This is a genomic window from Sphingomonas sp. R86520, from assembly GCF_042466285.1.
Classification (GTDB): domain Bacteria; phylum Pseudomonadota; class Alphaproteobacteria; order Sphingomonadales; family Sphingomonadaceae; genus Sphingomonas.
In genome coordinates, this window is the sequence record NZ_JAXHBZ010000001.1 from 2,766,671 (window position 1) to 2,789,837 (window position 23,167).

A 23,167-nucleotide genomic window follows, 5' to 3' on the forward strand; every position below is an offset into this window, starting at 1 on the left:
TTAGGCTCGGGCGCTTGTGCAAGGGGGCCTCATTGACCCGGCCCTCGCAATCCCCGGGGGGTACCGAATTGATTTTTGGTCGCGTAAAATCGCTGGATGCCATTCTGGCGACGGCAGAGAAAAAGGGGCTGGCGCGCACGCTCAGCGCGTTCCAGCTGACGCTTCTAGGCGTCGGCGCGGTGATCGGCACCGGTATCTTCGTGCTGACGTCCGAGGCGGCGCAGAAGGCCGGGCCGGGCATGCTGCTGAGCTTCATCGTCGCGGGCTTCGTCTGCGCGGTGGCGGCACTCTGCTATTCCGAGCTGGCGTCGATGGTGCCGGTGTCGGGCTCGGCCTACACCTACACCTATGCGGTGACCGGTGAGCTGCTTGCCTGGATGGTCGGCTGGGCGCTGATCCTCGAATATGCGGTCGGCGCGAGCGCGGTCGCGGTGGGGTGGTCGAACCATCTGGCCGGGCTGCTCGACGGGATCGGCTTCCACATTCCCAACGGGTTGCGCAACGCGGACGCCCTGATGGCGAATGTCCAGGTCGCGTTCGGCGCCACGCCCAACGCCGATCTGCAGACCGCGATGACGGTCGGCGGGTTCATCAACCTGCCCGCGGTGATCGTCATCGCACTCGTCACATGGCTGCTCGTCGTCGGCACGACCGAGAGCGCGCGCGTCAACGCGGTGCTGGTGCTGATCAAGATCGCCGCGCTCACCGCGTTCATCGCGCTGACGATCCCGGTCCTCAAGGCCGACAATTTCCATCCGTTCCTGCCCTATGGCGTCGGCAATCCGCTGAGTTCGTCGGGCGTCGGCGTGCTGGGTGCCGCGGCATCGATCTTCTTCGCCTATGTCGGCTTCGACGCGGTCTCGACGGCAGCCGAGGAAACCAAGAACCCGCAACGCAACGTGCCGATCGGGCTGATCGCCAGCCTCGGCATCTGTACGTTGTTCTACCTGCTGGTCGCCTCGGGTGCGATCGGTGCGATCGGCGCCAACCCGGTGACGACCGCGGATGGCGGCGTGCTGGCGCCGGGCTCGGCCGAGATGGCCGGGCGTTGCGCCGCGATCGTCGCAGGGGGCGCGATGGAGCCTCTGGTCTGCTCGAAGGAAGCGCTTGTCCACGTGCTCCAGGTCATCAACTGGCCGATCATGGGTCGCCTGGTCGGCCTCGCCGCAGTGCTCGCACTGCCGTCGGTCGTGCTGATGATGATGTTCGGCCAGACCCGCGTGTTCTTTACGATGGCCCGTGACGGCCTGTTGCCGGCAAAGCTGGCATCGATCCACCCGAAGTTCCGCACGCCGCACGTCGTCACGGTCGTGACCGGCATCGCTGCGGCGGTCGCAGCGGCGGTGCTGCCGGTCGGCAAGCTCGCCGATTATTCGAATGCGGGCACGCTGTTCGCGTTTATGATGGTGGCGATCTCCGTGATGGTGCTGCGCAAGACCGACCCGAGCCGCAAGCGCCCGTTCCGCACGCCGGCGGTGTACATTGTCGCACCGCTCGCGATCATCGGCTGCATCGGGCTGTATCTGTCGCTGCCGCTGACCGCCAAACTGGTCCTCCCGGGCTGGGGCGCGATCGGGCTCGCGATCTACTTCCTGTACAGCCGCTCGCGCAGCCATGTCGGGCTTGGCCTCGACGATGGTGCGGCCGAGGACGATCGGGCGCCTCCGGGTACGCTCTGAGACTGGACGCGAAAAGGGCCGCGGGAGGAAACTCCCGCGGCCCTTTTTTTGTGTCTTCAAACCAAACTCGTCATCCCCGCGGAGGCGGGGACCCATATCCTCAAACGTTCGCAACCTTATTGCAACGCCAGCCAGTATGGGTTCCCGCCTTCGCGGGAATGACGGTGCGGTGGCTCAGCCGATATGCTTGGCGGCAAGCGCCTTCATGTCGACCATCGGGCGGGCGCCGACATGGCTGATGATCTCGGCCGCGCAGACCGCGCCGAGCTTCAGCGACGCCTGCAGGTCGTAGCCCTGCGCCTGACCGTGGAGGAAGCCGGCCGCGAACAGGTCGCCCGCGCCGGTCGTGTCGACGACCTTGGCGATCGGCTCGGCCTTGACCTCGGCGCGCGTGCCGCTCTGAAGCGCGCAGGCGCCGTGTTCGCCGCGGGTAACGACCAGGGTCGGAACCTGCGCCGAGATCTTGGCGACGGCTGCGTCGAAGTCTTCGGTCTCCGCAAGCGCGGCGAGTTCGCTCTCATTGGCGAACAGGATGTCGATCAGGCCGTCCGACAGCAGCTGGCGGAAGTCGCCGCCGTGACGCGAGATGCAGAATACATCGCTGAGCGTGAAGGCGACTTTTCGCCCTGCCCCGCGCGCGCAGTCGATCGCGGCGCGCATCGCCGCGCGCGGCTCCTCGGGATCCCAGAGATAGCCTTCGAGATACAGGATCGCGCTGTCGGCGATCATCGCGGTGTCGATCGCCGCGGCGGGGAGGAACTGACCCGCGCCGAGGAAGGTGTTCATGGTGCGCTGGCCGTCCGGCGTCACGAAGATCAGGCAGCGGCCGGTGGTCGGGTCGCCGGCGCGGACCGGCGTGGCGAACTCGATGCCGATGCTGCGGACGTCGTGCGCGAAGACCTGGCCGAGCTGGTCGTCGGCGACCTGGCCGATGAACCCGCATTTACCGCCGAGCGCGGCGATGCCGGCAACGGTGTTGGCAGCCGACCCGCCGGAGATTTCCATGCCCGGGCCCATCTTGGCATAAAGCGCGTCAGCTTCCTCCGGCGAGAACATCAGCTGCATCGAGCCCTTGGCGACACCGATCTCTTCGATGAACGCGTCGGTGGCGGTGCTGAGAATGTCGACGATCGCATTGCCGATCGCGACCACGTCGTAAGTGGGTGTGCTCAAGGGGAAACTCCGGGGAACGGGAAAGCCCTGCCGTAAATCGCGGGGGGGATTGGTGCAACTGGTGTGCGTAGGCCGGGAGATCGCTGCCGTCGCCACGTCGCTGATAGCGTAGATGCTGTCTGCCTGAATAGGCTTCACCCCGGCGGGGCCCGGGGCCCAGTTGGGGGACGGCAGTAACGGAGGGTGACACTCCGTTACGCCGACCTTTCCAACTGGGCCCCGGCCTTCGCCGGGGTGGTGGTGGATAAGCGCAGCGATTTGAAATCGGTGACGACGATAATTGCCCCCCTTCTCCACTCCCCTGTTCCCTCGCGAACGCGGGGGTCCAGGATCTCCGGCGGAGTTCGTGGTTTAGCTGGGCTCCCGCGTCCGCGGGGGAACACGGGGTGCGCGCTCGTTCTATCCAGCGAGCAGAGCTTCGTTGACCTTCCCGAGCCCCCACGCCATCCCAACCATATGCTCCGCGCTCTCCTTCTCTCGCTTGGCCAGCTTACCGATCCGCCCATCCTGCGTGTGTTCGTCAAGTCGATGGCCCTCACGTTGCTCATGTTCGCCGTCACTGGGGTCGGCGTGTGGTGGGAAACGCAGGCGGCGCTGGCGGCGTGGCTCGGTTGGGATGCGGCAGGCCTGGCGGCGGCGTTCGCGCTGTTCGTCATGGTCCTGGCGCTGTGGTTGCTGTTCCGCGCAGTCGCGATCGCGGTCGTCGGGATCTTTGCGGACGAAGTGGTGGAAGCGGTCGAGGCACGGCATTATCCCGAAGCGCTGAAGACCGCGCGGCCCGTGCCGCTCGCGCGCAGCCTGGCGATGGGCTTGCGGTCTGCAGGCCGCGTGATCCTCGTTAATCTGCTGATGCTGCCGGTTTATATCGCGCTGCTCGTGACCGGCGTCGGCACGGCGGCGGCGTTCTTCGTGGTGAACGGCTGGCTGCTTGGCCGCGATCTCGGCGATATGGTGGCCGCCCGCCATATGGACGCAGCGGCGATGCGGGGCTGGCGTGCGACGACGCGGCCGGGGCGGTTCGCGCTGGGGCTTGCGAACACCGGGCTGTTCGTGGTTCCGATCCTCAACCTCGCCGCACCCGTGCTGGGCGCCGCGATCGCGACGCATTATTTCCACACGCAGCATTTCCGTAAGGGCCGATCATGACGCGATTGACGACGATAGGGATCGCGCTGGCACTCGGCGGCGGGCTGTCTGGTTGCGCCGTGCCGGTCGCCAAGCCGGCGGTCGGACGGCCTGCAATCCCGTATACGAGCGCCGGACTCGAGCGCGTGCTGGGTCAGGATGCGGCTGGTTTGACCAAGCTGTTCGGTCAGCCCGACGCCGACGTCCGCGAGGGCAGCGCACGTAAACTCCAGTTCCAGAGCGGGATCTGCGTGCTCGACGCGTATTTGTATCCCAAGGGATCGGACGCCCCGCGTGTCACCTATCTCGACGCGCGCGAACCCGACGGCAGCACGATCGACCGCGCCAGCTGCGTTGCCGCACTGACACGGCGGGAGGGGGGGCGGTAGCGCCGATAATCGACCGACCTCCCGCATCTCCTTGCGTTTTGGCGCTTGTCGGCAACTGAAGCAGTCCGTCGGCTAACCGCGGCGGTTGGCCATCGAATTCATCAGCTCCCGGCAAGAGTTCTCCATTCGCCGGCCACGTCCAGATCGCGCTCTTGTGGGAAACGCCGGGCGCGTTCCATTTGACAGCGGACTTGATCGAGACGCGAAAGCGCCCAGATCGCCGCGCCTCGAACGACGGCAACCTCGTCGTCGAGCAGTCGCACGACCGGATCGATCAAACTCGCGTCACGACTGTTCGCCGCGGCGATCAGTGCGTTGCGGATCATTCGGTTGCGGCCGATCCGCTTGATGGGCGAGCCGGCAAAGATTTGGCGAAAGCCGGCGTCGTCCAGCGCGAGGATGTCCTCGAGTTCTGGCGCGACCAGTTCGGCGCGGGGATGGAAGGCCAGGTTCGCATTCGCCGCAGCGGCGAACTTGTTCCAGGGGCAAACTGCCAGGCAGTCGTCGCAGCCGTAGATGCGGTTGCCGATCGCGGCGCGGAACTCGTGTGGGATCGGGCCGGCGTGTTCGATCGTGAGGTAGGAAATGCAGCGGCGGGCATCGAGCTGGTACGGGCGTGGGAAGGCGTCGGTCGGGCACGCGCGCTGGCACGCGTCGCAACTGCCGCAGGTGTCGACGCCGCCGCGATCCGGTTCCAGGTCGAGCGTCGTGTAGATTGCGCCGAGGAATAGCCAACTGCCGTGTTCGCGGCTGACGAGATTGGTGTGCTTGCCCTGCCAGCCGAGGCCCGCTGCTTCGGCGAGCGGCTTTTCCATCACCGGCGCGGTGTCGACGAAGACTTTGAGGTCGAAGGGGGGCAGATTGCGCCCTGCCTCTGCAGCCAGCCACCGCCCCAGCGCCTTTAACTGCCGCTTCACGACGTCGTGATAATCCGGCCCTTGCGCGTAGACCGAGATCCGCCCTACCCCGCCTTTGTCCGCCAGCCGCAGGGGATCGTCTTTCGGGGCATAGCTCATGCCGAGCGCGATGACGCTGCGCACTTCTGGCCAAAGGCCGGCGGGGCTCTCGCGGTGGTGCTTGCGCTCCTCCATCCAGATCATGTCGCCGTGGCGTCCGTCTGCCAGCCATTGGTGGAGGCGTTCACCCGCGAGCGGCGCGGCATCGGCGTGCGCGATCCCGCAGGCAACGAAACCCAGCTCCGTCGCTTTGGCCTTCAGCCTGTGTTCCAGCTTGTCTTGCGCCACGTCCGCCCGCTACCACGAGGCCACCCTCGGGAGGAAGATTGCGCGTGAACGATGAATGGGCGGTCACCGCGAACGGGATCGTGAAGCGGTTCGGCGATCGGCGCGTGGTCGACGGCGTCGACATCATGGTGCCGCGCGGCTCGGTGTACGGCGTGCTCGGACCCAACGGCGCGGGCAAGACGACGACGCTGCGGATGCTGCTGGGGATCATCGAGCCCGACGAGGGCTCGCGGACGCTGCTAGGCTATGACAATCCGCGCGATGCGAGCGACCGGGTGGGGTATCTGCCCGAGGAGCGCGGGCTGTATCCGGCGATGAAGGCGCGGGAGGCGATCGCGTTTCTCGGGGCACTTCGCGGACTCGACTGGAAGACGGGGCGCGAGCGTGCGGTCGTGCTGATGGAAGCCGCCGGGCTCAGCCATGCGGTCGATGAAAAGATTCGGAAGCTGTCGAAGGGCATGGCGCAGCTGGTGCAGCTGCTTGGCTCGGTGGTGCACCAGCCGGACCTGCTCGTGCTCGACGAGCCGTTTTCGGGGCTCGATCCGGTTAACCAGGAGCGGCTGGAGAAGCTGATCCTGAACGAGCGGGATCGCGGTGCGACGATCCTGTTCTCAACGCATATCATGAGCCATGCCGAACGGCTGTGCGACCGGCTCGCCATCATCGCCGGCGGCAAGCGGCGGTTCGAGGGGACGGTCGCGGAGGCGCGCGGGATACTGCCGCAGCGGGTGTATTACACGCCGCATCGGCCCGATCCGGCGATCCGGGGCGTACTGCCGGCGGATGCAGCCGCGGACGGGGATAGCTGGCGGTTCGAGCTGCCGAGTGAGGGGATCGAGAGTTTGCTGGTGAGGCTGATCGACGCGGGATACGGGATCTCTGGGCTATCGATCGAGCGCCCGGGCTTGCATGAAGCGTTCGTCCGGATCGTCGGCCAGCATGCGGATGCGCCTACGGAGGGCGCCCCCTTGGAGATTCGGGCATGACCCGTTTTCGCCGTACCTTGCGCCAGACCTTCACGATCGCCCGGCGCGATTTCATCGCCACGGTGTTCACGCCGATCTTCCTGCTGTTCCTGTTTGCGCCGGTCATCATGGGTTCGTTCGGGGCGATCGGCGGAATGGGCGCGGCGAGCGTCAGTGGCGGCGCGCAGGACAAGACGCGGATCATCGCGATCGTCCCCGCCGCCATGACGCGGCCGATCGCCGAGTCCGATACTCGGTTGCGCGGCATGTTCCGCGAGGACGAAGCGCCGCCCGCGCTGACCACCGTCGCGCCGACCGCCGACCCGGCAGCGCAGGCGCATGCGGCGTTCGAGACGAAGGATATCGATGCATCCGCCGTGCTCTACGGTCCGCTCGATGCGCCGCAGATCCTCTACGGTCCGCGGGGCAGGCGATCGGCAGATTATCTCGGGCTGCTCGCGCAGACGACGCTGGCCGCACAGAAGCTGGGAGGTACCCTGCCGACGATCGCCGCGACCAAGACGCAGATCACGCGCTCGACGACCTCGGTGGGTGGGCAGCACCAGTCGGCGTTCTTCGCGGTGTTCGGAATCTTCTTCCTGACGCTGTTCCTGTCGGGGCAGGTCGTCGGGACGATGGCCGAGGAGCGCAATAACAAGGTGATCGAGGTGCTCGCCGCCGCGGTGCCGCTTGAATCGGTGTTCTTCGGCAAACTGATCGGAATGTTCGGCGTGGCGGTGCTGTTCGTCGCGTTCTGGGGCACCGTCGTCACGCAGATCACGACGCTGATGCCGGCGGGCGCGGCGGCGGCCCTGGGCGACCTGACCCCGGCAGTCGGCGCGCCAATGTTTGCGGTACTGTTCGCGGCGTATTTCAGCATGGCGTATCTGCTGCTGGGGTCGGTGTTCCTCGGGGTGGGTGCGCAGGCGTCGACGATGCGCGAGATCCAGATGCTGTCGCTGCCGATCACGATCCTGCAGGTTGCGATGTTCGGGCTGTCGTCCGCGGCGGCCTCGCGACCCGGGAGTTGGGTCGCTACGGTGGCAGAGTTGTTCCCGCTGTCGTCACCGTTCGCGATGGCTGGCCGAGCGGCGAACTCGCCGGAACTGTGGCCGCATGTCGCGGCGCTGGCGTGGCAAGCTTTGTGGGTGACGATCTTCATTTCCGTTGGCGCGCGGCTGTTCCGGCGCGGGGTTTTGCAATCCGGTAGCGCTCGGCCGTTCTGGCGGCGGAAGCCGAGGGCGGTTTGATGCGTGCCCACCGACTCTCGCCCATCCCCCCTTCCGTTCGCCCTGAGCGAAGTCGAAGGGTGGGTACCGCGCGCAGGTGCTTCGACTTCGCTCAGCACGAACGGGGGTAGGTGTGATGCGTAGCTACTCGGCCCAGCCCTGTTGACATAAGTGTCAGCAAAGCCTCTCCTGCACGAAAATACAGGAGAGACACGATGGCGACTCTGGTGCGGGACGTGAGCGTTGACGAGGCCCCGGCGGTGGATCCGCTCGATGTGAGCCGCGCCGAACTGTACCGCGACGACCTGTGGCAGGCGCCGTTCAAGACGCTCCGCGCCGGGTCGCCGGTCCATTATGTCGAGCACTCCGACTACGGCCCGTACTGGTCGGTCTCCAACTACAAGGGCATCGTCGAGGTCGAGTCGCTGCCCGATCTCTACTCGTCCGAAGCCGGTGGGATCACGATTGCCGACTTCGTTGCCGAGCGCGATGTCCGCATGCCGATGTTCATCGCGCGCGATCGCCCGGTGCATACGGGACAGCGACGCACCGTCGCGCCCGCCTTCACGCCGAGCGAGATGACGCGGATGTCGGGCGATATCCGCAGACGGACGGCGGACATGCTCGACAGCCTGCCGTGGAACACGCCGTTCGACTGGGTCGATACCGTGGCGATCGAACTGACCACGCAGATGCTGGCGATCCTGTTCGACTTTCCCTGGGCGGACCGGCGGAAGCTTACCTTCTGGTCGGACTGGGCAGGCGATATCGAACTGGTGAAGAGCGAAGAGCTGCGTCAGCAACGCCTCGTCCACATGTTCGAATGCGGATCGTATTTCAAAGGCTTATGGGATGCGAAGATCGACAAGGCGCCGACGCCGGACCTGATCTCGATGATGATTCATTCGGATGCGATGAGCCACATGGATCACAACGAGTTCATCGGGAACCTCATCCTGCTAATCGTCGGCGGCAACGACACGACGCGTAATTCGATGTCGGCGCTCGCCTATGGCCTCGACAAGTTCCCGGACGCGCGGGCAAAGCTGGAGGCGGATCCGGCGCTGATCCCGAATGCGGTGAGCGAGATCCTGCGGTGGCAGACGCCGCTTGCGCATATGCGGCGGACTGCGACCGCGGACGCGGAGTTGATGGGGCAGCAGATCAGGGCGGGTGACAAGCTGGCGCTCTGGTACATCTCGGCGAACCGCGACGAGAGCGTGTTCGGCGACGATGCGGACGACATCGTGGTGGATCGGCCGAACGCGCGGCGGCATCTAGCATTCGGGCACGGCATCCACCGCTGCGTCGGCGCGCGGCTGGCGGAAATGCAGATCGCGATTTTGCTCGAGGAGATGGCGAAACGGCGGATGCGGATCAACGTGCTGGGCGAGCCTACGCGAGTCGCCGCGTGTTTCGTCCACGGATATCGGACGCTGCCAGTGGAAATCAGTAAATACTGAGGCTTGGCGTCACCTTTCGGTTGGGTCGCCCGTACCTATATCCGAACCATGGAGACGAACATGACCCAGGACCGCCGCGCTTTCCTTACACTTGCCGGGGCGGGCGTCGCCGGCTTTGCTTTATGGGGGTGCTCGTCGCAGCCAGCCCAGGCCGCCGAGCGGTTCGAGGTGACGCTGACCGATGCGCAGTGGCGCAAGAAGTTGTCGCCGGACGCCTATAACACGCTGCGCAAGGAAGGCACCGAGGCGCCGTATTCGAGCCCGCTGAACGGCGAGCATCGCGCTGGGGTATTCTCGTGCGGCGGGTGTGCGTTGCCGACCTATTCGTCCAAGACCAAGTTCGAGAGCGGGACGGGGTGGCCGAGCTTCTGGCAGCCCTTGCCGAACGCCGTACGGACGCGGGTGGATTCGACGTTGGGGATGGCGCGGACCGAGGTGCATTGCCGTCGGTGCGGCGGGCATCTGGGCCATGTGTTCGACGATGGGCCCAAGCCGACCGGCAAGCGCTATTGCATGAATGGCGATGCGTTGACGTTTAGGGCGGCCTGAGGGTGAGCGCTGGGCGGGGTTGAAGGGCCAGCCTAGGGAGATCATCCGCGATTTCTGCCACTGCCCCCCCTCCTTGTTCCCCCGCGAAGGCGGGGGTCCAGACTGTGCTCCCGCCTTCGCGGGGGAACAAGGGAGAGGCGGATGTGCGGTGTTGCGCCTCGACCACCCTGCGTGTTGCGTATCCGCACTTCCGCAAACGCACCTCCCCGGCGAAGGCCAGGGTCCAGTCGGGTGACGCCTAACGAAGCTGGCGGGCCGTTACGGCGACCTTTCCAACCGGGCCCCGGCCTCCGCCGGGGGGTACCTTTCGGGAAGATCGAGGCGCTGAACTGTCAGGCGGCGATCAGCGGCGAAACGTTAGACTGTGGAACTTGCAGGGACGTGCGGCGTATGCCGGGACTAGCCGTGCATCACACTGCATAGACGGGGCTCAGTTGGCCTCGTTCACCAGCGTGAAGATGCCACGAGGATCGGTCGGGCCATGCTGGATCGTCGCGAGCTGCGCAGCGTTAGCGCGCTGCGTTGCGGTGTGGTTGGCGCTGGCCACCTGGTACGCAGGCGCGTCGAGCGTGTCGCGGGCAGGTGCGTGGCCCGAGTAGATGAAGCCCTTGGTCGGGTAGGCCGAGGTGCCGAGGCCGCCCTGCGGGCCGTACCAGACCTTGACCATGCTCCAGTCGCCGGCGGGCGAGACGTCGATCGCGCGGACGTTGGTCTCGATCGCGCCGGGACGCGACCAGTTGGCGTGGGTGAGCAGGACTTCGTGGTCGTTGATCACTTGGCTCACCATGGCGACATGGCCGACGCGCATCCGCGAGGTGGCGGCGAAGGCGAGGACCGAACCGGCCTTCGGGGTGTGGCCACGCTCGTAGCGACCCTCGGCCTGGCTCCACCAAGTGTTTGCGTTGCCACGGATTTCGATGCCGGACACCGAACGCGCAAACGTGACACACTGCCAGAACTGGGCCGCTGCCGGTGTGGCCGTCATCAGGCCGCACGATACCACCAGCGCAAAACGCGCTGCTAACGCCTTGAAATTCATCGAGACCCCCCGGCCAAAACCCGTTCGTCACAGTCTGACTACGGGGGGTTCGAATTAATTGAAACCCGGCTGGGAACCTTATCCGACGAAGCGTGTTATCGCGCCGACGAGTTCCCAAAAGCGTAAGCCAGACTGCCTCAGTTCATGAGTTTCCAGCCGGTTATGCGGTCCACCGTGACCTGCGTAACCGCATGATAGCCCGGCCGCGCCTTGCCGTAGATGTCCATCGCCAGCTTGTGGCCCCAGTCGCCCGAACCCATCATCTGCTGGAACAGCGGCGCGACGAACTTCCGGCGGCCCTGCGAGGTCAGGAACTGCTCGGCCGAAGCATCAGCAGGCGCATAGTGGTTGGCGAGCGCGAGTTGCAGCCAGGCGAAGCGGATCTCGGCATTGCCGGTGGCGTTCCAACCGAATGTTGAATCGAGCGTCTTCAACCGCTCGGCCGGAAGCTTGCGCGGGAGTTGCGTGATGAAGCGCGTGATCTCCTGCGTGGTCGCCTTGCCCGGAACGGCCGATACCGGCCCGCCGGCCGCATACGCCTTCGCCGCCGCATCGACTGCGGGGAAGGCGACGGAGGTCACATGCACTGCGTTCGCGGGGATGCCGGGGCTGTAGACCCAGGTATCGACGCCGATCGTCCTGGCTTCGGCGGGAGTCAGCAGCTTCGACTTGAGGTCGGCGAGGAAGCCGGCGCTGGTCTGCGGCTGGAAGGCGTGGCGGTCGAAATAGCTGCGGAGATAGGCGTCGAAGCGCGCGCGGCCGACCTGGCGTTCGATCGTGCGAAGGAACGTCGCTCCCTTGTCGTACGCGATCTGGGTCATGCCGTCGTCGGGATCGCGCGATGCGTCGAGATCGAGGTGAAGCTGCGTGTCCTTCGCGGCCGGGCCGCCGGCGTCCTTCACCGCGTCCTGCATGTCGGTCCAGGAGAGATCCGCCTCCATGTCGGCGCGGCGCTTGCCATAGAGCGCCTCCATGATCCGGTTTTCGAAATAGCTCGTAAAGCCTTCGTTGAGCCAGAAATCGTCCCACGTCGCGTTCGTCACGAGGTTGCCCGACCAGCTGTGCGCGAGTTCGTGCGCGATCAGCGAGACGAGGCTGCGGTCGCCGGCGATCGCGGTCGGCGTGGCGAAGGTGAGCGTCGGATTCTCCATGCCGCCGAACGGGAACGACGGCGGCAGGACCAGCACATCATAGCGACCCCAGCGATACGGGCCGTACAGCCCCTCCGCCGCGGCGACGAACTTCTCGAGCTCGCCGAACTCGTACGCGGCCTTGGGCAAGGTCGCGGGTTCGGCCCAGATGCCGGTGCGTGAGCCGGTCGACTTGAACGCGATGTCGCCGACCGCGAGCGCGATCAGGTAGGGCGCGACCGGCTTGTCCATCTTGTACTCGAACGTGCAACGGTCGGCGACGCAGACGGGCTTGCCTGCCGATAGCCCGCTCATCACCGCGGTGAGTTGCTTGGGGACGGCGATCTTCGCCTCCCACGTCTGGCGGATGCCAGGGGAGTCCTGCGTCGGGATCCAGCTTCGGTTGAGGATCGCCTCGCCCTGGCTGAACAGGAACGGCTGCTTCTTGCCAGCAGTCTGCGCAGGGGTCAGCCATTGCAGCGCCTTGGCGTCGGGCGACGAGGCGTAGGCGATGCGGATTCTCCTGGCGCCGTTGAGCGTGACAGTCAGCGGCGCGCCGTGGATCTTGTCGACCGCGCCGACTTCGTAGGGAAGCGGCTTGCCGTTGGCGTCGGTGATGTTGACGATCTTCAAGCCGTTGTCGTCGAGCACAAGTTTCGCGCCTGGTTTCGCCAGGATGTCGAGCGTGGCGATGCCGCGGATGACGTGCGTGTCGAAGTCGGCGGCAAGATCGAGCGCGACATGCGTGACGCGCGCCTGGGCGGGGCGGGCGTAGCTGTGCGGGTCGCGCGCGTCGGCTGTTGTGAGGACGGGTGCGATTGTCTGTGCGACGGCGGGCGATGCTAAGACGAGACCGAGGGCGGTGGCTAGGGCGGGGATACGCATGGGAACTCCGATGTCGCCGTTCCCCAAGTTCGGGAAGGCCAAGCCTGAGTCCTAACGTGCGGGCCCTGTTGCTGGAAGGGCGGGACGATCGCAGTTTTGCACCTTCCCCCGCAAGGGGGAGGTGTCGCCGTAGGTGACGGAGGGGGAGGACACAAAACCGACGTTCCTTTGCCTCCCCCTCCGCCTAGCGAGAGCCAGCCACCTCCCCCTGGCGGGGGAGGATCGTACGAGGTGGCATCGTCAGTCGTTGCGAACTGGTGTCGTTGCAAGTCTCGCCAGCCGTGCCTCGTGTTCGACGCGGCCGAAGGGGAAGCGGGAGAAGAAGTACGCCGAGACGCACGCCAGCACGATGTAGAGGCCGGCGTAGATCAGCGTGAGGCGGTCGATCGTGGCGATCGGGACCGTCCCCGGCGTCGCCTTGGCGGGGAACCCCGCCACGGCGAGGATCATGCCGGCGAAGAAGATGCCGATCCCGCTCGTGCATTTCTGGACGAAGAACGAGCCGGCGAAGAACACGCCTTCCGACCGCCTGCCCGTCTTTGCTTCCGAGTCCTCGACCACGTCCGCCATCATCGATGCGCCGAGGATGAACCCGGTGACGTTCGACGCGGTGCCGAGGATGAAGAACCCGAACAGCATCGGCAGCAATGCGGGCTCGCCGACGTCCGGAAACACGCTGAGCATCCGCAGCCAATAGGGCGAGGTGTTGAGCGCCGCGCCCAGCAGCACCGCGCCCATCGCCGCCTTGGGCTTGCTCCCCGTCCTGCCGAGCCGGGGCGCGGCCAGGAACGCGAGGAACACGCCCGAGAACAGCGCGATCGTCAGATAGACGAACACCGGCCCCTTGAAGCCCCACACATAGGTGTAGAGATAGTTCGACATCGCATAGCTGATGCCCTGGATCGTGTACGCGCACACCCCCGCCGCCATCAGGATCGCGAACGCGCGGTTCTTCACGGTCTGGCGGAGTTCGGCGAAGGATTCGCGCAGCGTCTGCTTGGCGATCGGCGGGTTCGGGAGATGCCTGATCTCGTGATGCGTGCCGAGCGCGGACACGAGGATCGCGACGCCGATGAAGACCGCCCCCGCGAGTGCAAAGCCGCTGTAACCGGCGCGGTTGAGCAGGCCGTTCGGGAACGCCGCGGTGGGTGCGAGGAAATACTGGTACGCCGACAACAGCATCAGCAGCCCGCCGACCCAGCCGAACAGATAGCGATACGCCATGATCCGCGTCCGCTCGTCATACCCCGATGTCAGTTCGGGCGTTAGCGCGACGGACGGCACCTCATAGCAACTCACCGCGCTGCGCACGATCACCGCCATGACGAACAGCCACACGAGCGTCTGCGGCTCCGACATCACCGAGGGCGGGTTCCATAGCAGCAGCCAGCCGACCATGATCGGCAGCGCAGACGCGTACATCCACGGGTGCCGCCGGCCCCATTTCGTCCGCGTGCGATCGGAGAAGAATCCCACCGCCGGGTCGACGAACGCATCGATCAGCAGCGCCATCATGATGACGAGCCCGACGGTGGCGGACGGGAGTCCCACCACCTGGTTGTAGAACAACAGCAGGAACGTGCCGAACCCGGCGTCCTTCACTCCGTACGCGACTGCGCCGAAGCCGTAGCTCGCCATCGTGCCGTTGGAGAGGCGGCGGGCGGGTGCCGTCATTTCAGCTTGTCGAGCAACGCGAACAGCGAGGGTTGGGCCGGGTCCCAGCTCGGCCGCGTGCCGATCGTCATGCCGCCGTCCACCAGGATGTGCGTGCCGGTGATGAAGCTCGCATCGTCGCTCGCGAGGAACGCGACTGCGGCGGCGATATCCTCGCTGGTGCCGGGGCGGCGGATCGGCTGCGCGTCGGCGGCGATGTGCGCGATCATCGCGTCCGCCTGTGACGTCTTGGCGGCGTCGAGTTCGAGCGTGCGCGTGAAGATATTGGTGACGATGAAGCCGGGCACGACCGCGTTCACGCGGATCTCGTGCTGCGCGAGATCGGCGGCGGCCTGCTTGGTGAGGTGGAGGACGCCGGCCTTGGCGGTGGAATAGGCGGTCGGCGCGTAGCCGGTGCCGAGCGCGGAGACCGACGAGGTGTTGACGATCGCGCCCCCGCCTCGCTTCGCCATCAACGGCGCGGCGTAACGGATGCCGAGCGCGACCGAGCGGAGGAGCAGCGCCTGGGTTCGGTCCCAGTCCTCCGGGGAAATCTCGCCGATCGGGTCGCGCGAGCCGCCCGCGCCGGCATTGTTGAACAGGATGTCGAGCCCGCCTGCGTCGTCGGCGGTCTGCATCAGCGCCTCGATATCGCTGGCCTGGAGCACGTCGGTGCGCTGGAACATTATGCGCCCGCCGGATGCGTCGGCGATCGCGTGGCCGCCGGCCTCGTCGATGTCGCCGATCAGGACGGTGGCGCCTTCGTCGGCGAGTCGGAGTGCGGTCGCCCGGCCGATGCCGGACGCGCCGCCGGTCACGACGGCACGCTTGCCTGAAAACCTCACATGCTCTCTCCTGGTTTTTTGCGAGCATAGTACGGGCTTTGCACTCGTCAATGACGGCTGGTTCGAAAAACGGGTTTGCGGACACTGGCACGCGCGGGTACCAAGCGGCCAAACATTCGGAGGATGCGTGATGGATACGACCAACCTGTTCCGGCTCGACGGCCGCGTCGCGCTGATCACCGGCGGCAGCCGCGGGATCGGCAAGATGATCGCCGCCGGCTTCATCGCGCAGGGGGCCAAGGTGTATATCTCGTCGCGCAAAGCCGATGTGTGCGAGGCGGCGGCGGCGGAGCTTGGGCCGAACTGCATCGCGTTGCCGCAGGATGTCTCGACGGTGGCGGGGTGCAAGGCGCTCGCCGCGCAGTTCGCCGAGCATGAGTCGCAGCTCGATATCCTCGTGAACAATGCGGGTGCGGCGTGGGGCGTGCCGTTCGAGGAGTTCTCCGAGGTCGGCTGGGACAAGGTCATGGACCTGAACGTGAAGTCGCCGTTCTTCCTGACGCAGGCGCTGCATGCGGCGTTGAAGGCTTCGGGATCGCGAGAGCGGCCGGCGAAGGTGATCAACATCACGTCGATCGATGGGCAGCGGCTGAACCCGTGGGAGACGTACAGCTATCATGCGTCGAAGTCGGCGCTGATCTACCTGACGAAGCGGATGGCGGCGCGGCTGGTGACGGATTCGATCAACGTCACCTCGATCGCGCCGGGCGCGTTCGCGAGCGACATGAACAAGGCGGCGCGGGATCACGGCGATGCGGTGGCGCAAGGCATTCCGGCGAAGCGGGTCGGGGTGGACGAGGATATGGCGGGCGCGGCGATTTATCTGGCGAGCCGAGCTGGGGATTATGTGATCGGCGAGACGATCACGGTGGATGGCGGCCTCGTCCACGCGTCGCTAGGCACAAGCATCGACGCCTGAATCAATCCCTCGCCCCTCCGGGGAGAGGGAGGGAGGAGCACTTGCGACGGAAGGGAGAGGGGCGTTGGGACGAACCGTCCCGAGCCTCACTCCCCTCTCCCTTCCCACGGCAAGCGCCGCGGGCCCCTTCCCTCTCCCCGTAGGGGCGAGGGAAATTAGCGCGCGATGCCGCCAGCCGCGAGAACGGCCAGCGTCACCAGTTCGCTCGCCGTCGACGTCATCGGCGCGACCTGCACCGGCTTTTCCATGCCGATCAGCATGGGGCCGATGACCGAGTCCCCGCCCAACTCGCGCAACAGCTTCGCCGAGATATGCGCCGACTGAAGCCCCGGCATTATCAGCACGTTCGCTGGCCCCGACAGCCGCGCGAAGGGGTAGTTGGCCAGTTGCTTGGGGTTCAGCGCGACATCGGGCGCCATCTCGCCTTCGTACTCGAAACCAACTTTCCGGCCGTTCAGCACCCTCACCGCATCACGGATGTTGTCGAGCCATTCGCCCTTCGGATTGCCGAAGTTCGAGTAGCTGAGGAACGCGACGCGGGGCTCGTGACCCATCCGCCGCGCGACCGCCGCCGTCTGTTCGGCGAAGTCGGCGAGCTGTTCGGCGGTGGGGCGTTCGTTGACGGTGGTGTCGGCGATGAACACCGTATGGCTCTTGCCGATGAGCAGATGGATGCCGAACGGGGTTTTCCCCGCGAGCGGATCGATCACGCGGTAGATCTGGCGCATCGTCTCGCCGTAGGTGCGCGTGATGCCGGTAATCAGCGCGTCGCCCTCACCGAGCTGGAGCAGCAGCGCGCCGAAGATGTTGCGGTCCTGGTTGACCATCCGCTCGCAATCGCGGCGCAGGTAGCCGCGACGCTGGAGCCGCAAATACAGGAAGTCGACCATCTGCGGCACGAGCGGCGAGACGCGGCTGTTGTGGAGTTCGAAGCTCTCGGGATCGGTGACGCCGAGGGCGCGCAGGCGGTCGGGTACGTCGTCGCGGCCGACCAGGACCGGGGTGCCGTAGCCGCCCTCCTTGAAGGCGATGGCGGCGCGGAGGACGACTTCTTCCTCACCTTCCGCGAAGATCACGCGCTTGGGGTGCGCGCGCGCGCCTTCGTACGCCATCGACAGGACCGAGGTGGTCGGGTTGAGGCGGGCGCGCAACGAATGCCGATACGCTTCGATGTCGAGGATCGGCTTGGTCGCGACGCCCGAGGCCATCGCGGCTTTCGCGACGGCGACGGGGACGACTTCCATCAGGCGCGGATCGAATGGCGCGGGGATGATGTACGCCGGGCCGAAGCTGTGGCTGACGCCGTAGGCCGCGGCGACTTCCTCGGGCACGCGTTCGCGCGCCAACTCCGCGATCGCGTTGGCGGCGGCGATCTTCATCGCGTCGTTGATGCCAGTCGCGCGGACGTCCAATGCCCCGCGGAAGATGAACGGGAAGCCGAGCACGTTGTTGACCTGGTTCGGATAATCCGAGCGCCCGGTCGCGACGATCGCGTCGGGGCGCGCGGCCATCGCCAGTTCGGGGCGAATCTCCGGCTCGGGGTTGGCCATCGCGAAGATGATCGGCGCGGGGGCCATGTCCTTGACCATCTCCGGCGTCAGCGAACCCGCCGCGGACAGGCCGAGGAACACGTCGGCGCCGACCAAAGCCTCGGTCAACGTGCGCGTCTCGGTGACGGCAGCGTGTGCGGACTTCCACTGGTCGACGCCGTCGCGGCCCTGGTAGATCACGCCCTTGCGGTCGCAGAGGATGACGTTGTCGCCGCGCACGCCCATGGCTTTCACGAGTTCGGTGCAGGCGATCGCCGCGGCGCCGGCGCCGTTGACGACGATCTTGACCTCGGACAGTTTCCGCCCGGTCAGCAGGCACGCGTTGATCAGGCCGGCGGCGGTGATGATCGCGGTGCCGTGCTGGTCGTCATGAAAGACCGGGATGTTCATCCGCTCGCGCAGGGCCTGCTCGATGATGAAGCATTCGGGGGCCTTGATGTCCTCGAGGTTGATGCCGCCGAAGGTCGGCTCCATCAGCTCGACCGCGTCGATGAAGCGGTTCACGTCCTCGGTCTTCAGCTCGATGTCGATCGCGTCGACGTCGGCGAAGCGCTTGAAGAGCACCGCCTTGCCTTCCATCACCGGCTTGCTGGCGAGCGGGCCGAGATTGCCCATGCCGAGGATCGCGGTGCCGTTCGAGATGACGGCGACAAGGTTACCCTTCGCCGTATAGTCGTAGACGGTGGCGGGATCGTCGTAGATCGCCTGCACCGGCACCGCGACGCCGGGCGAATAGGCGAGCGCGAGGTCGCGCTGCGTCGCCATCGGTTTCGACGCGATGATCTCGATCTTTCCCGGACGACCTTCCGAATGGAAGAGCAAGGCTTCGCGTTCGGAGAATTGCAGCGTTTCGTCGGACATGGGGCCTCGCGCGGTCGTTAGGATCTGGAGGACCTTCTAGGCAGGTGGTCGGCATTCGTCACCCCGGACACTTCGCCCTGGTGGGCCGCCGCCTACCAGCACCGCCCCGGCGAAGGCCGGGGTCCAATTGGAAAGGTGGTCGTAATAGCGCGCCGCCCTTCGTTATTGCCGTCCCCCAATTGGGCCCCGGCCTTCGCCGGGGTGGTGATGGTGCGCGGGCGGTGCTGGTGCTGGTGCGGGGGGTGGTGCTGGTGCGGGGTGGTGCTGGTGCGGGGTGGTGCTGGTGCGGGGTGGTGCTGGTGCGGGGTGGTAACAACTCCTTCTCCCCCTTGGGGAGAAGGTGGCGCGGATGCGCCGGATGAGGGGTGGTTGGGGTGCGCACCCGAGCCTCACTCCCCCTCACCCTCCCACGCTGCGCGCGGGCCCCTCCCTCTCCCCGAGGGGAGAGGGGTTTTATGGGACGTGGCTTTTCGCTACCCGCACCATGATGTCGCATCCCGCCCCTACCCCCATGATGACGCAGTATCTCGGCCTGAAGGCGGAGGCGCAGGATTGCCTTTTGTTTTATCGCATGGGCGATTTCTTCGAACTGTTCATGGACGATGCGCGGATCGCGGCGGGGGTGCTCGACATCGCGCTGACCGCGCGCGGCGAGCATGAAGGCAAGCCGATCCCGATGTGCGGCGTGCCGGTGCATGCCGCGACGGTGTACCTGCAACGGCTGATCAAGGCCGGCCACCGCGTCGCGATCGCCGAGCAGGTCGAGAGCCCGGCGGAGGCCAAGGCACGCGGCGGATCGAAGGCGCTCGTCGCGCGCGCGATCGTGCGGGTGGTGACGGCGGGGACGCTGACCGAGGAGGCATTGCTCGACGCGCGCTCGGACAATTGGTGCGTGGCGATCGGCGAGGCTGGCGGGTCGGTCGCGATCGCCGCGGCGGACGTGTCGACCGGGCGGTTCGAGATCGTCGAGGTTGCGGGCGACGCGGTCGAGGCGGAACTTGCTCGGCTCGGCGCTGCCGAAGTCGTCGCATCCGAGGCTAGCGCGTTCGAGGAGGCGGCTACCACGCTGCGCCCGAAGATCGATTTCGACAGCGGCGCGGGCGAGGCTCGGCTCAAGCGGTTGTACGGCGTGGCGACGCTCGATGGGTTCGGGCAGTTCGGGCGCGCGCGGCTGGCCGCAGCGGGCGGGCTGGTCGCGTATCTGGAGCATAATGCGAAGGGCACGATGCCTTTCCTCCGCCCGCCGCGGATCGGGCGCGCAGCGGAAACGATGGCGATCGACGCCGCGACGCGGGAGAGCCTGGAGCTGACCTGCACCACCGGCGGCGTGCGGAAAGGGAGCCTGCTCGATGCGGTCGATCGGACCGTCACCGGGGCCGGCGCGCGGTTGCTCGGGGCGGATCTCGGCGCGCCGTTGATGGACAAGGCGGCGATCGACGCGCGGCTCGATCTGGTGCGGTTGTTCCATGACGACCAGGCGGCGCGCGAGCGGTTGCGCTCGACGCTGCGGGCCTTGCCGGACATCGGCCGCGCGCTCGGGCGACTGGCCGCCGGGCGTGGCGGCCCGCGCGATCTCGGGCAGTTGCGCGACGGGCTGGACGGAGCGTGGAGCCTCGGCGAGCGGATGGATGCGATCGGCGATCCGCCGGTGCTGCTCCGGGACATCGCGCCAAGGTTGCGCGGGCATGGCGCGTTGATTGACCTGCTCAAGCGCGCGCTCGTGCCGTCGCCGCCGATCGAGGCGTCGGATGGCGGGTATATCGCGGCAGGGTATGATGCGGCGCTCGACGATCTGCGCGATGCAGGCGCTGGCGGGCGGCGGGCGATCGCCGCGCTGGAGGCGGAGTTCCGCACTGCGACCGGCGTCACCGCGCTGAAGATCCGGCATAACGGCGTGCTCGGCTATCATGTCGAGGTGCCGGCGCGGGCGGCGGACCCTTTGATGAAGCCAGAAAGCGGCTTTACGCATCGGCAGACGCTGGCGGGCGTGGTGCGGTTCAATACGCCTGCTTTGCATGAGGTTGCGGCGAAGGTGTCGCAGGCCGGCGCGCATGCGTTGGCGGCGGAGGCCGCGCATCTTGAGGAACTCACCGCGCAAGCTCTGGCGGGGCGCGAGGCGATTGCGGCGACGGCGGATGCTTTGGCGCGGCTCGACGTTGCCGCGGGGCTCGCGGAGCGCGCGGCGGAAGGTGCCTGGGCGCGGCCTTCGCTGGTCGATCACGCGTGCTTCGAGATCGAGGGCGGGCGGCATCCGGTGGTCGAGGCAGCGGTCGCGAAGTCGGGCGACCGGTTCGTCGCAAACGACTGCAACCTGTCGGAGGCGTCGCGGCTGTGGCTCGTCACCGGCCCGAACATGGGCGGTAAATCGACCTTCCTCCGCCAGAACGCACTGATCGCCGTGCTCGCGCAGGCCGGGTCGTACGTGCCCGCGACCAAGGCTACGCTGGGGCTGGTCGACCGCCTGTTCAGCCGCGTCGGGGCGTCGGACAACCTTGCGCGCGGGCGGTCGACGTTCATGGTCGAGATGGTCGAGACCGCGGCGATCCTCGCGCAGGCGACGCCGCGTAGCTTCGTGATCCTCGACGAGGTCGGGCGCGGGACCTCGACTTATGACGGGCTCGCGATCGCCTGGGCGGTGGTCGAGGCGATCCACGAGGACAATCGCTGCCGCTGCCTGTTCGCGACACATTACCACGAGCTCACGCGGTTGGCGGAGCGCTGCGAGGCGCTGTCGCTGCACCACGTCCGCGCGCGCGAATGGAAGGGGGAGCTGGTGCTGCTCCACGAACTCGCCGACGGCCCGGCGGATCGGAGCTATGGGCTGGCGGTCGCGCGGCTGGCGGGGATGTCGCCGGTGACGGTGGCGCGCGCGAAGGCGGTGCTGGCGAAGCTCGAGGCCGGACGTGCGAAGACGGGGGGGCTGGCGGCCGGGCTGGACGACCTGCCGTTGTTCGCCGCCGCCGCGCAGGTCGAGGAGGCAGCGTGCGACGTGCTGCGCGAGGATCTCGCCAAGCTCGACATCGACGCGATGAGTCCACGGGATGCGCTCGACGCGCTGTACCGGTTGAAGGCGTTGGCGAACGAGGGCTGAGCACTTCCCCCGTCATGCCGGACCCTTCGACTAGCTCCAAGAGAGCCTCGTTCCGGCATCCACCGTTCCGCCCATTCGAGAGAATTGAGTGCGCGGGACGGTGGGCCCCGGCCTCCGCCGGGGTGACGGAGTGCGTTGGTGGCAGGGTAAGCTGCTCCCCTCCCTGAAAGGGAAGGGGTTGGGGGTGGTCGGGTTCCGCATGTCCTTGCGGTTGCGACATAAACTGGCCGACCCACCCCCTGCCCCTCCCTTTCAGGGAGGGGGGCCGTTGCGTGATTGGCGACGTGCGAGAATGTCTCTCGCGTCCTAGTATCTCACGATACGTCGATGCTAGGCGGCGGCCGGATTTAGCGGAGTGCCGAGCGTTGGGCGGACATCATCACGGGCACGACCATTCGCATGGTCACTCACACAGCCACGGCGGGGGCCACTCGCACGGGGGCCACAGCCACGCCCCGGCCTCGTTCGACCGCGCGTTCGCGATCGGCATCGGCCTCAACATCGTGTTCGTCGTCGTCGAGGCGATCGTCGGCCTGCGGATCGACTCGGTCGCGCTGCTCGCCGACGCGGGCCACAATCTGTGCGACGTGCTCGGTCTCGTCGTCGCCTGGGGCGGCACGATGCTTGCGCGCACCGCACCGACCAAGCGCTACACCTACGGGTTAAAGGGCTCGACGATCCTCGCCGCGCTGGCCAACGCGCTGCTGTTGCTGGTCGCACTCGGCGCAATCGTGCTCGAGGCTTCGCAGCGCTTGTCCGATCCCGCCCCTACCGCCGGGCTTACCGTGTCGATGGTCGCGGGCATCGGCATCGCCGTGAACGCGTTCACCGCCTGGATGTTCGCGCGCGGTCGCAAGGGCGACGTCAACATCCGCGGTGCGTACCTCCACATGGCCGCCGACGCGCTGGTGTCGGCGGGCGTGGTGATCGCCGGCTTCGTGATCTGGCGCACCGGGCTCACCTGGATCGACCCCGCGGTGAGCATCGTCATCGCGTGTCTGATCTTCTGGCAGACCTGGGGCCTGCTTCGCGAAACCGTGGAGATGTCGCTGTCCGCCGTCCCTCGCGGGATCGAGTTCGACCATGTCGACGAGGCGCTGTGCGGCCTGCCCGGCGTGACCGGGATCCACGACCTCCACATCTGGCCGATGAGCACCACCGAGCCCGTGCTCACCGCGCACCTGATGATGCCGGGCGGCCATCCGGGCGATCGGTTCCTGAGCGATGCCCGGACGATGCTCCACGACAAATTCGGCATCGGTCACGCGACGTTGCAGGTCGAGACGGGGGAAGGACACGATTGTTCGATGGCCAACGCCAGCACGGTATGAACCTTTTGCGGGACGTGTGGGTTACCCTGACAGAGATCAGGAGATTA

17 protein-coding genes are annotated in these 23,167 nt (G+C 66.8%); 10 read left to right on the top strand and 7 right to left on the bottom strand.

Annotated features, from left to right (window positions below):
• Positions 1-68 precede the first annotated feature (68 nt).
• The gene (locus SJY41_RS12595; protein WP_380782184.1) at positions 69-1,679 is read left to right on the top strand and encodes an amino acid permease; all 1,611 of its coding nucleotides are present in this window, start codon (positions 69-71) and stop codon (positions 1,677-1,679) included.
• A 174-nt stretch (positions 1,680-1,853) separates the two neighbouring features.
• Here the strand turns inward: SJY41_RS12595 and SJY41_RS12600 are convergent, their stop codons facing one another.
• Complete coding sequence (locus SJY41_RS12600) at positions 1,854-2,852, bottom strand: adenosine kinase (RefSeq protein ID WP_380782186.1); 999 nt, start codon at positions 2,850-2,852, stop codon at positions 1,854-1,856.
• Positions 2,853-3,308: 456 nt separating this feature from the next.
• Between SJY41_RS12600 and SJY41_RS12605 the strand changes: the two genes are divergently transcribed.
• Both SJY41_RS12605 and SJY41_RS12610 read left to right on the top strand, forming a co-directional pair.
• Positions 3,309-3,998 carry an EI24 domain-containing protein gene (locus tag SJY41_RS12605; RefSeq protein WP_380782188.1) on the top strand — a complete coding sequence of 230 codons (690 nt, stop codon included), beginning with the start codon at positions 3,309-3,311 and terminating at the stop codon, positions 3,996-3,998.
• Positions 3,995-4,366, top strand: coding sequence for a hypothetical protein (locus SJY41_RS12610; RefSeq protein ID WP_380782190.1), 372 nt, complete (start codon positions 3,995-3,997; stop codon positions 4,364-4,366). Before SJY41_RS12605 ends, SJY41_RS12610 begins: the two co-directional genes overlap by 4 nt.
• Positions 4,367-4,467: 101 nt before the next feature.
• On the opposite strand, the gene queG is transcribed toward SJY41_RS12610, so the two are convergent.
• Positions 4,468-5,610 (bottom strand): tRNA epoxyqueuosine(34) reductase QueG, encoded by a 1,143-nt coding sequence (gene queG, locus SJY41_RS12615; RefSeq protein WP_380782192.1) that lies wholly within the window; start codon positions 5,608-5,610, stop codon positions 4,468-4,470.
• A 44-nt stretch (positions 5,611-5,654) separates the two neighbouring features.
• Here queG and SJY41_RS12620 point away from each other — a divergent pair, with 44 nt between their 5' ends.
• The 4 genes from SJY41_RS12620 to msrB all read left to right on the top strand — a co-directional run bounded on the left by SJY41_RS12620 (position 5,655) and on the right by msrB (position 9,816).
• The gene (locus SJY41_RS12620) at positions 5,655-6,596 is read left to right on the top strand and encodes an ABC transporter ATP-binding protein (RefSeq protein WP_380782194.1); all 942 of its coding nucleotides are present in this window, start codon (positions 5,655-5,657) and stop codon (positions 6,594-6,596) included.
• Entirely contained in the window at positions 6,593-7,825 is a 1,233-nt protein-coding gene (locus SJY41_RS12625; protein ID WP_380782196.1) for an ABC transporter permease, read from the top strand. The genes SJY41_RS12620 and SJY41_RS12625 overlap by 4 nt, the downstream gene beginning before the upstream one ends.
• Positions 7,826-8,019: 194 nt before the next feature.
• Positions 8,020-9,267 carry a cytochrome P450 gene (locus tag SJY41_RS12630; RefSeq protein ID WP_380782198.1) on the top strand — a complete coding sequence of 416 codons (1,248 nt, stop codon included), beginning with the start codon at positions 8,020-8,022 and terminating at the stop codon, positions 9,265-9,267.
• Positions 9,268-9,327: 60 nt separating this feature from the next.
• Entirely contained in the window at positions 9,328-9,816 is a 489-nt protein-coding gene (gene msrB / locus SJY41_RS12635; RefSeq protein WP_380782200.1) for a peptide-methionine (R)-S-oxide reductase MsrB, read from the top strand.
• A gap of 430 nt (positions 9,817-10,246) precedes the next feature.
• Here msrB and SJY41_RS12640 read toward each other — a convergent pair whose 3' ends face one another.
• From SJY41_RS12640 to SJY41_RS12655, 4 genes are all read right to left on the bottom strand, one after another.
• Entirely contained in the window at positions 10,247-10,855 is a 609-nt protein-coding gene (locus tag SJY41_RS12640) for a CHAP domain-containing protein (protein ID WP_380782202.1), read from the bottom strand.
• A gap of 137 nt (positions 10,856-10,992) precedes the next feature.
• Positions 10,993-12,870, bottom strand: coding sequence for a M1 family metallopeptidase (locus SJY41_RS12645; RefSeq protein ID WP_120299450.1), 1,878 nt, complete (start codon positions 12,868-12,870; stop codon positions 10,993-10,995).
• Between the two features lie 240 nt (positions 12,871-13,110).
• Entirely contained in the window at positions 13,111-14,544 is a 1,434-nt protein-coding gene (locus SJY41_RS12650; protein WP_380782204.1) for an MFS transporter, read from the bottom strand.
• A complete protein-coding gene (locus tag SJY41_RS12655) occupies positions 14,541-15,368 on the bottom strand; it encodes an SDR family NAD(P)-dependent oxidoreductase (protein WP_380782206.1) in 828 nt (275 codons plus the stop codon). Before SJY41_RS12655 ends, SJY41_RS12650 begins: the two co-directional genes overlap by 4 nt.
• 130 nt (positions 15,369-15,498) lie before the next feature.
• Between SJY41_RS12655 and SJY41_RS12660 the strand changes: the two genes are divergently transcribed.
• A complete protein-coding gene (locus tag SJY41_RS12660) occupies positions 15,499-16,287 on the top strand; it encodes an SDR family oxidoreductase (protein WP_380782208.1) in 789 nt (262 codons plus the stop codon).
• Between the two features lie 155 nt (positions 16,288-16,442).
• On the opposite strand, the gene SJY41_RS12665 is transcribed toward SJY41_RS12660, so the two are convergent.
• Positions 16,443-18,698, bottom strand: a complete 2,256-nt coding sequence (locus tag SJY41_RS12665) for an NADP-dependent malic enzyme (RefSeq protein ID WP_380782210.1) — start codon at positions 18,696-18,698, stop codon at positions 16,443-16,445.
• A gap of 511 nt (positions 18,699-19,209) precedes the next feature.
• Here SJY41_RS12665 and mutS point away from each other — a divergent pair.
• Both mutS and SJY41_RS12675 read left to right on the top strand, forming a co-directional pair.
• Positions 19,210-21,789 carry a DNA mismatch repair protein MutS gene (gene mutS / locus SJY41_RS12670; protein WP_380784140.1) on the top strand — a complete coding sequence of 860 codons (2,580 nt, stop codon included), beginning with the start codon at positions 19,210-19,212 and terminating at the stop codon, positions 21,787-21,789.
• Positions 21,790-22,154: 365 nt separating this feature from the next.
• Positions 22,155-23,120 (top strand): cation diffusion facilitator family transporter, encoded by a 966-nt coding sequence (locus SJY41_RS12675; protein WP_380782212.1) that lies wholly within the window; start codon positions 22,155-22,157, stop codon positions 23,118-23,120.
• Positions 23,121-23,167: the final 47 nt, after the last annotated feature.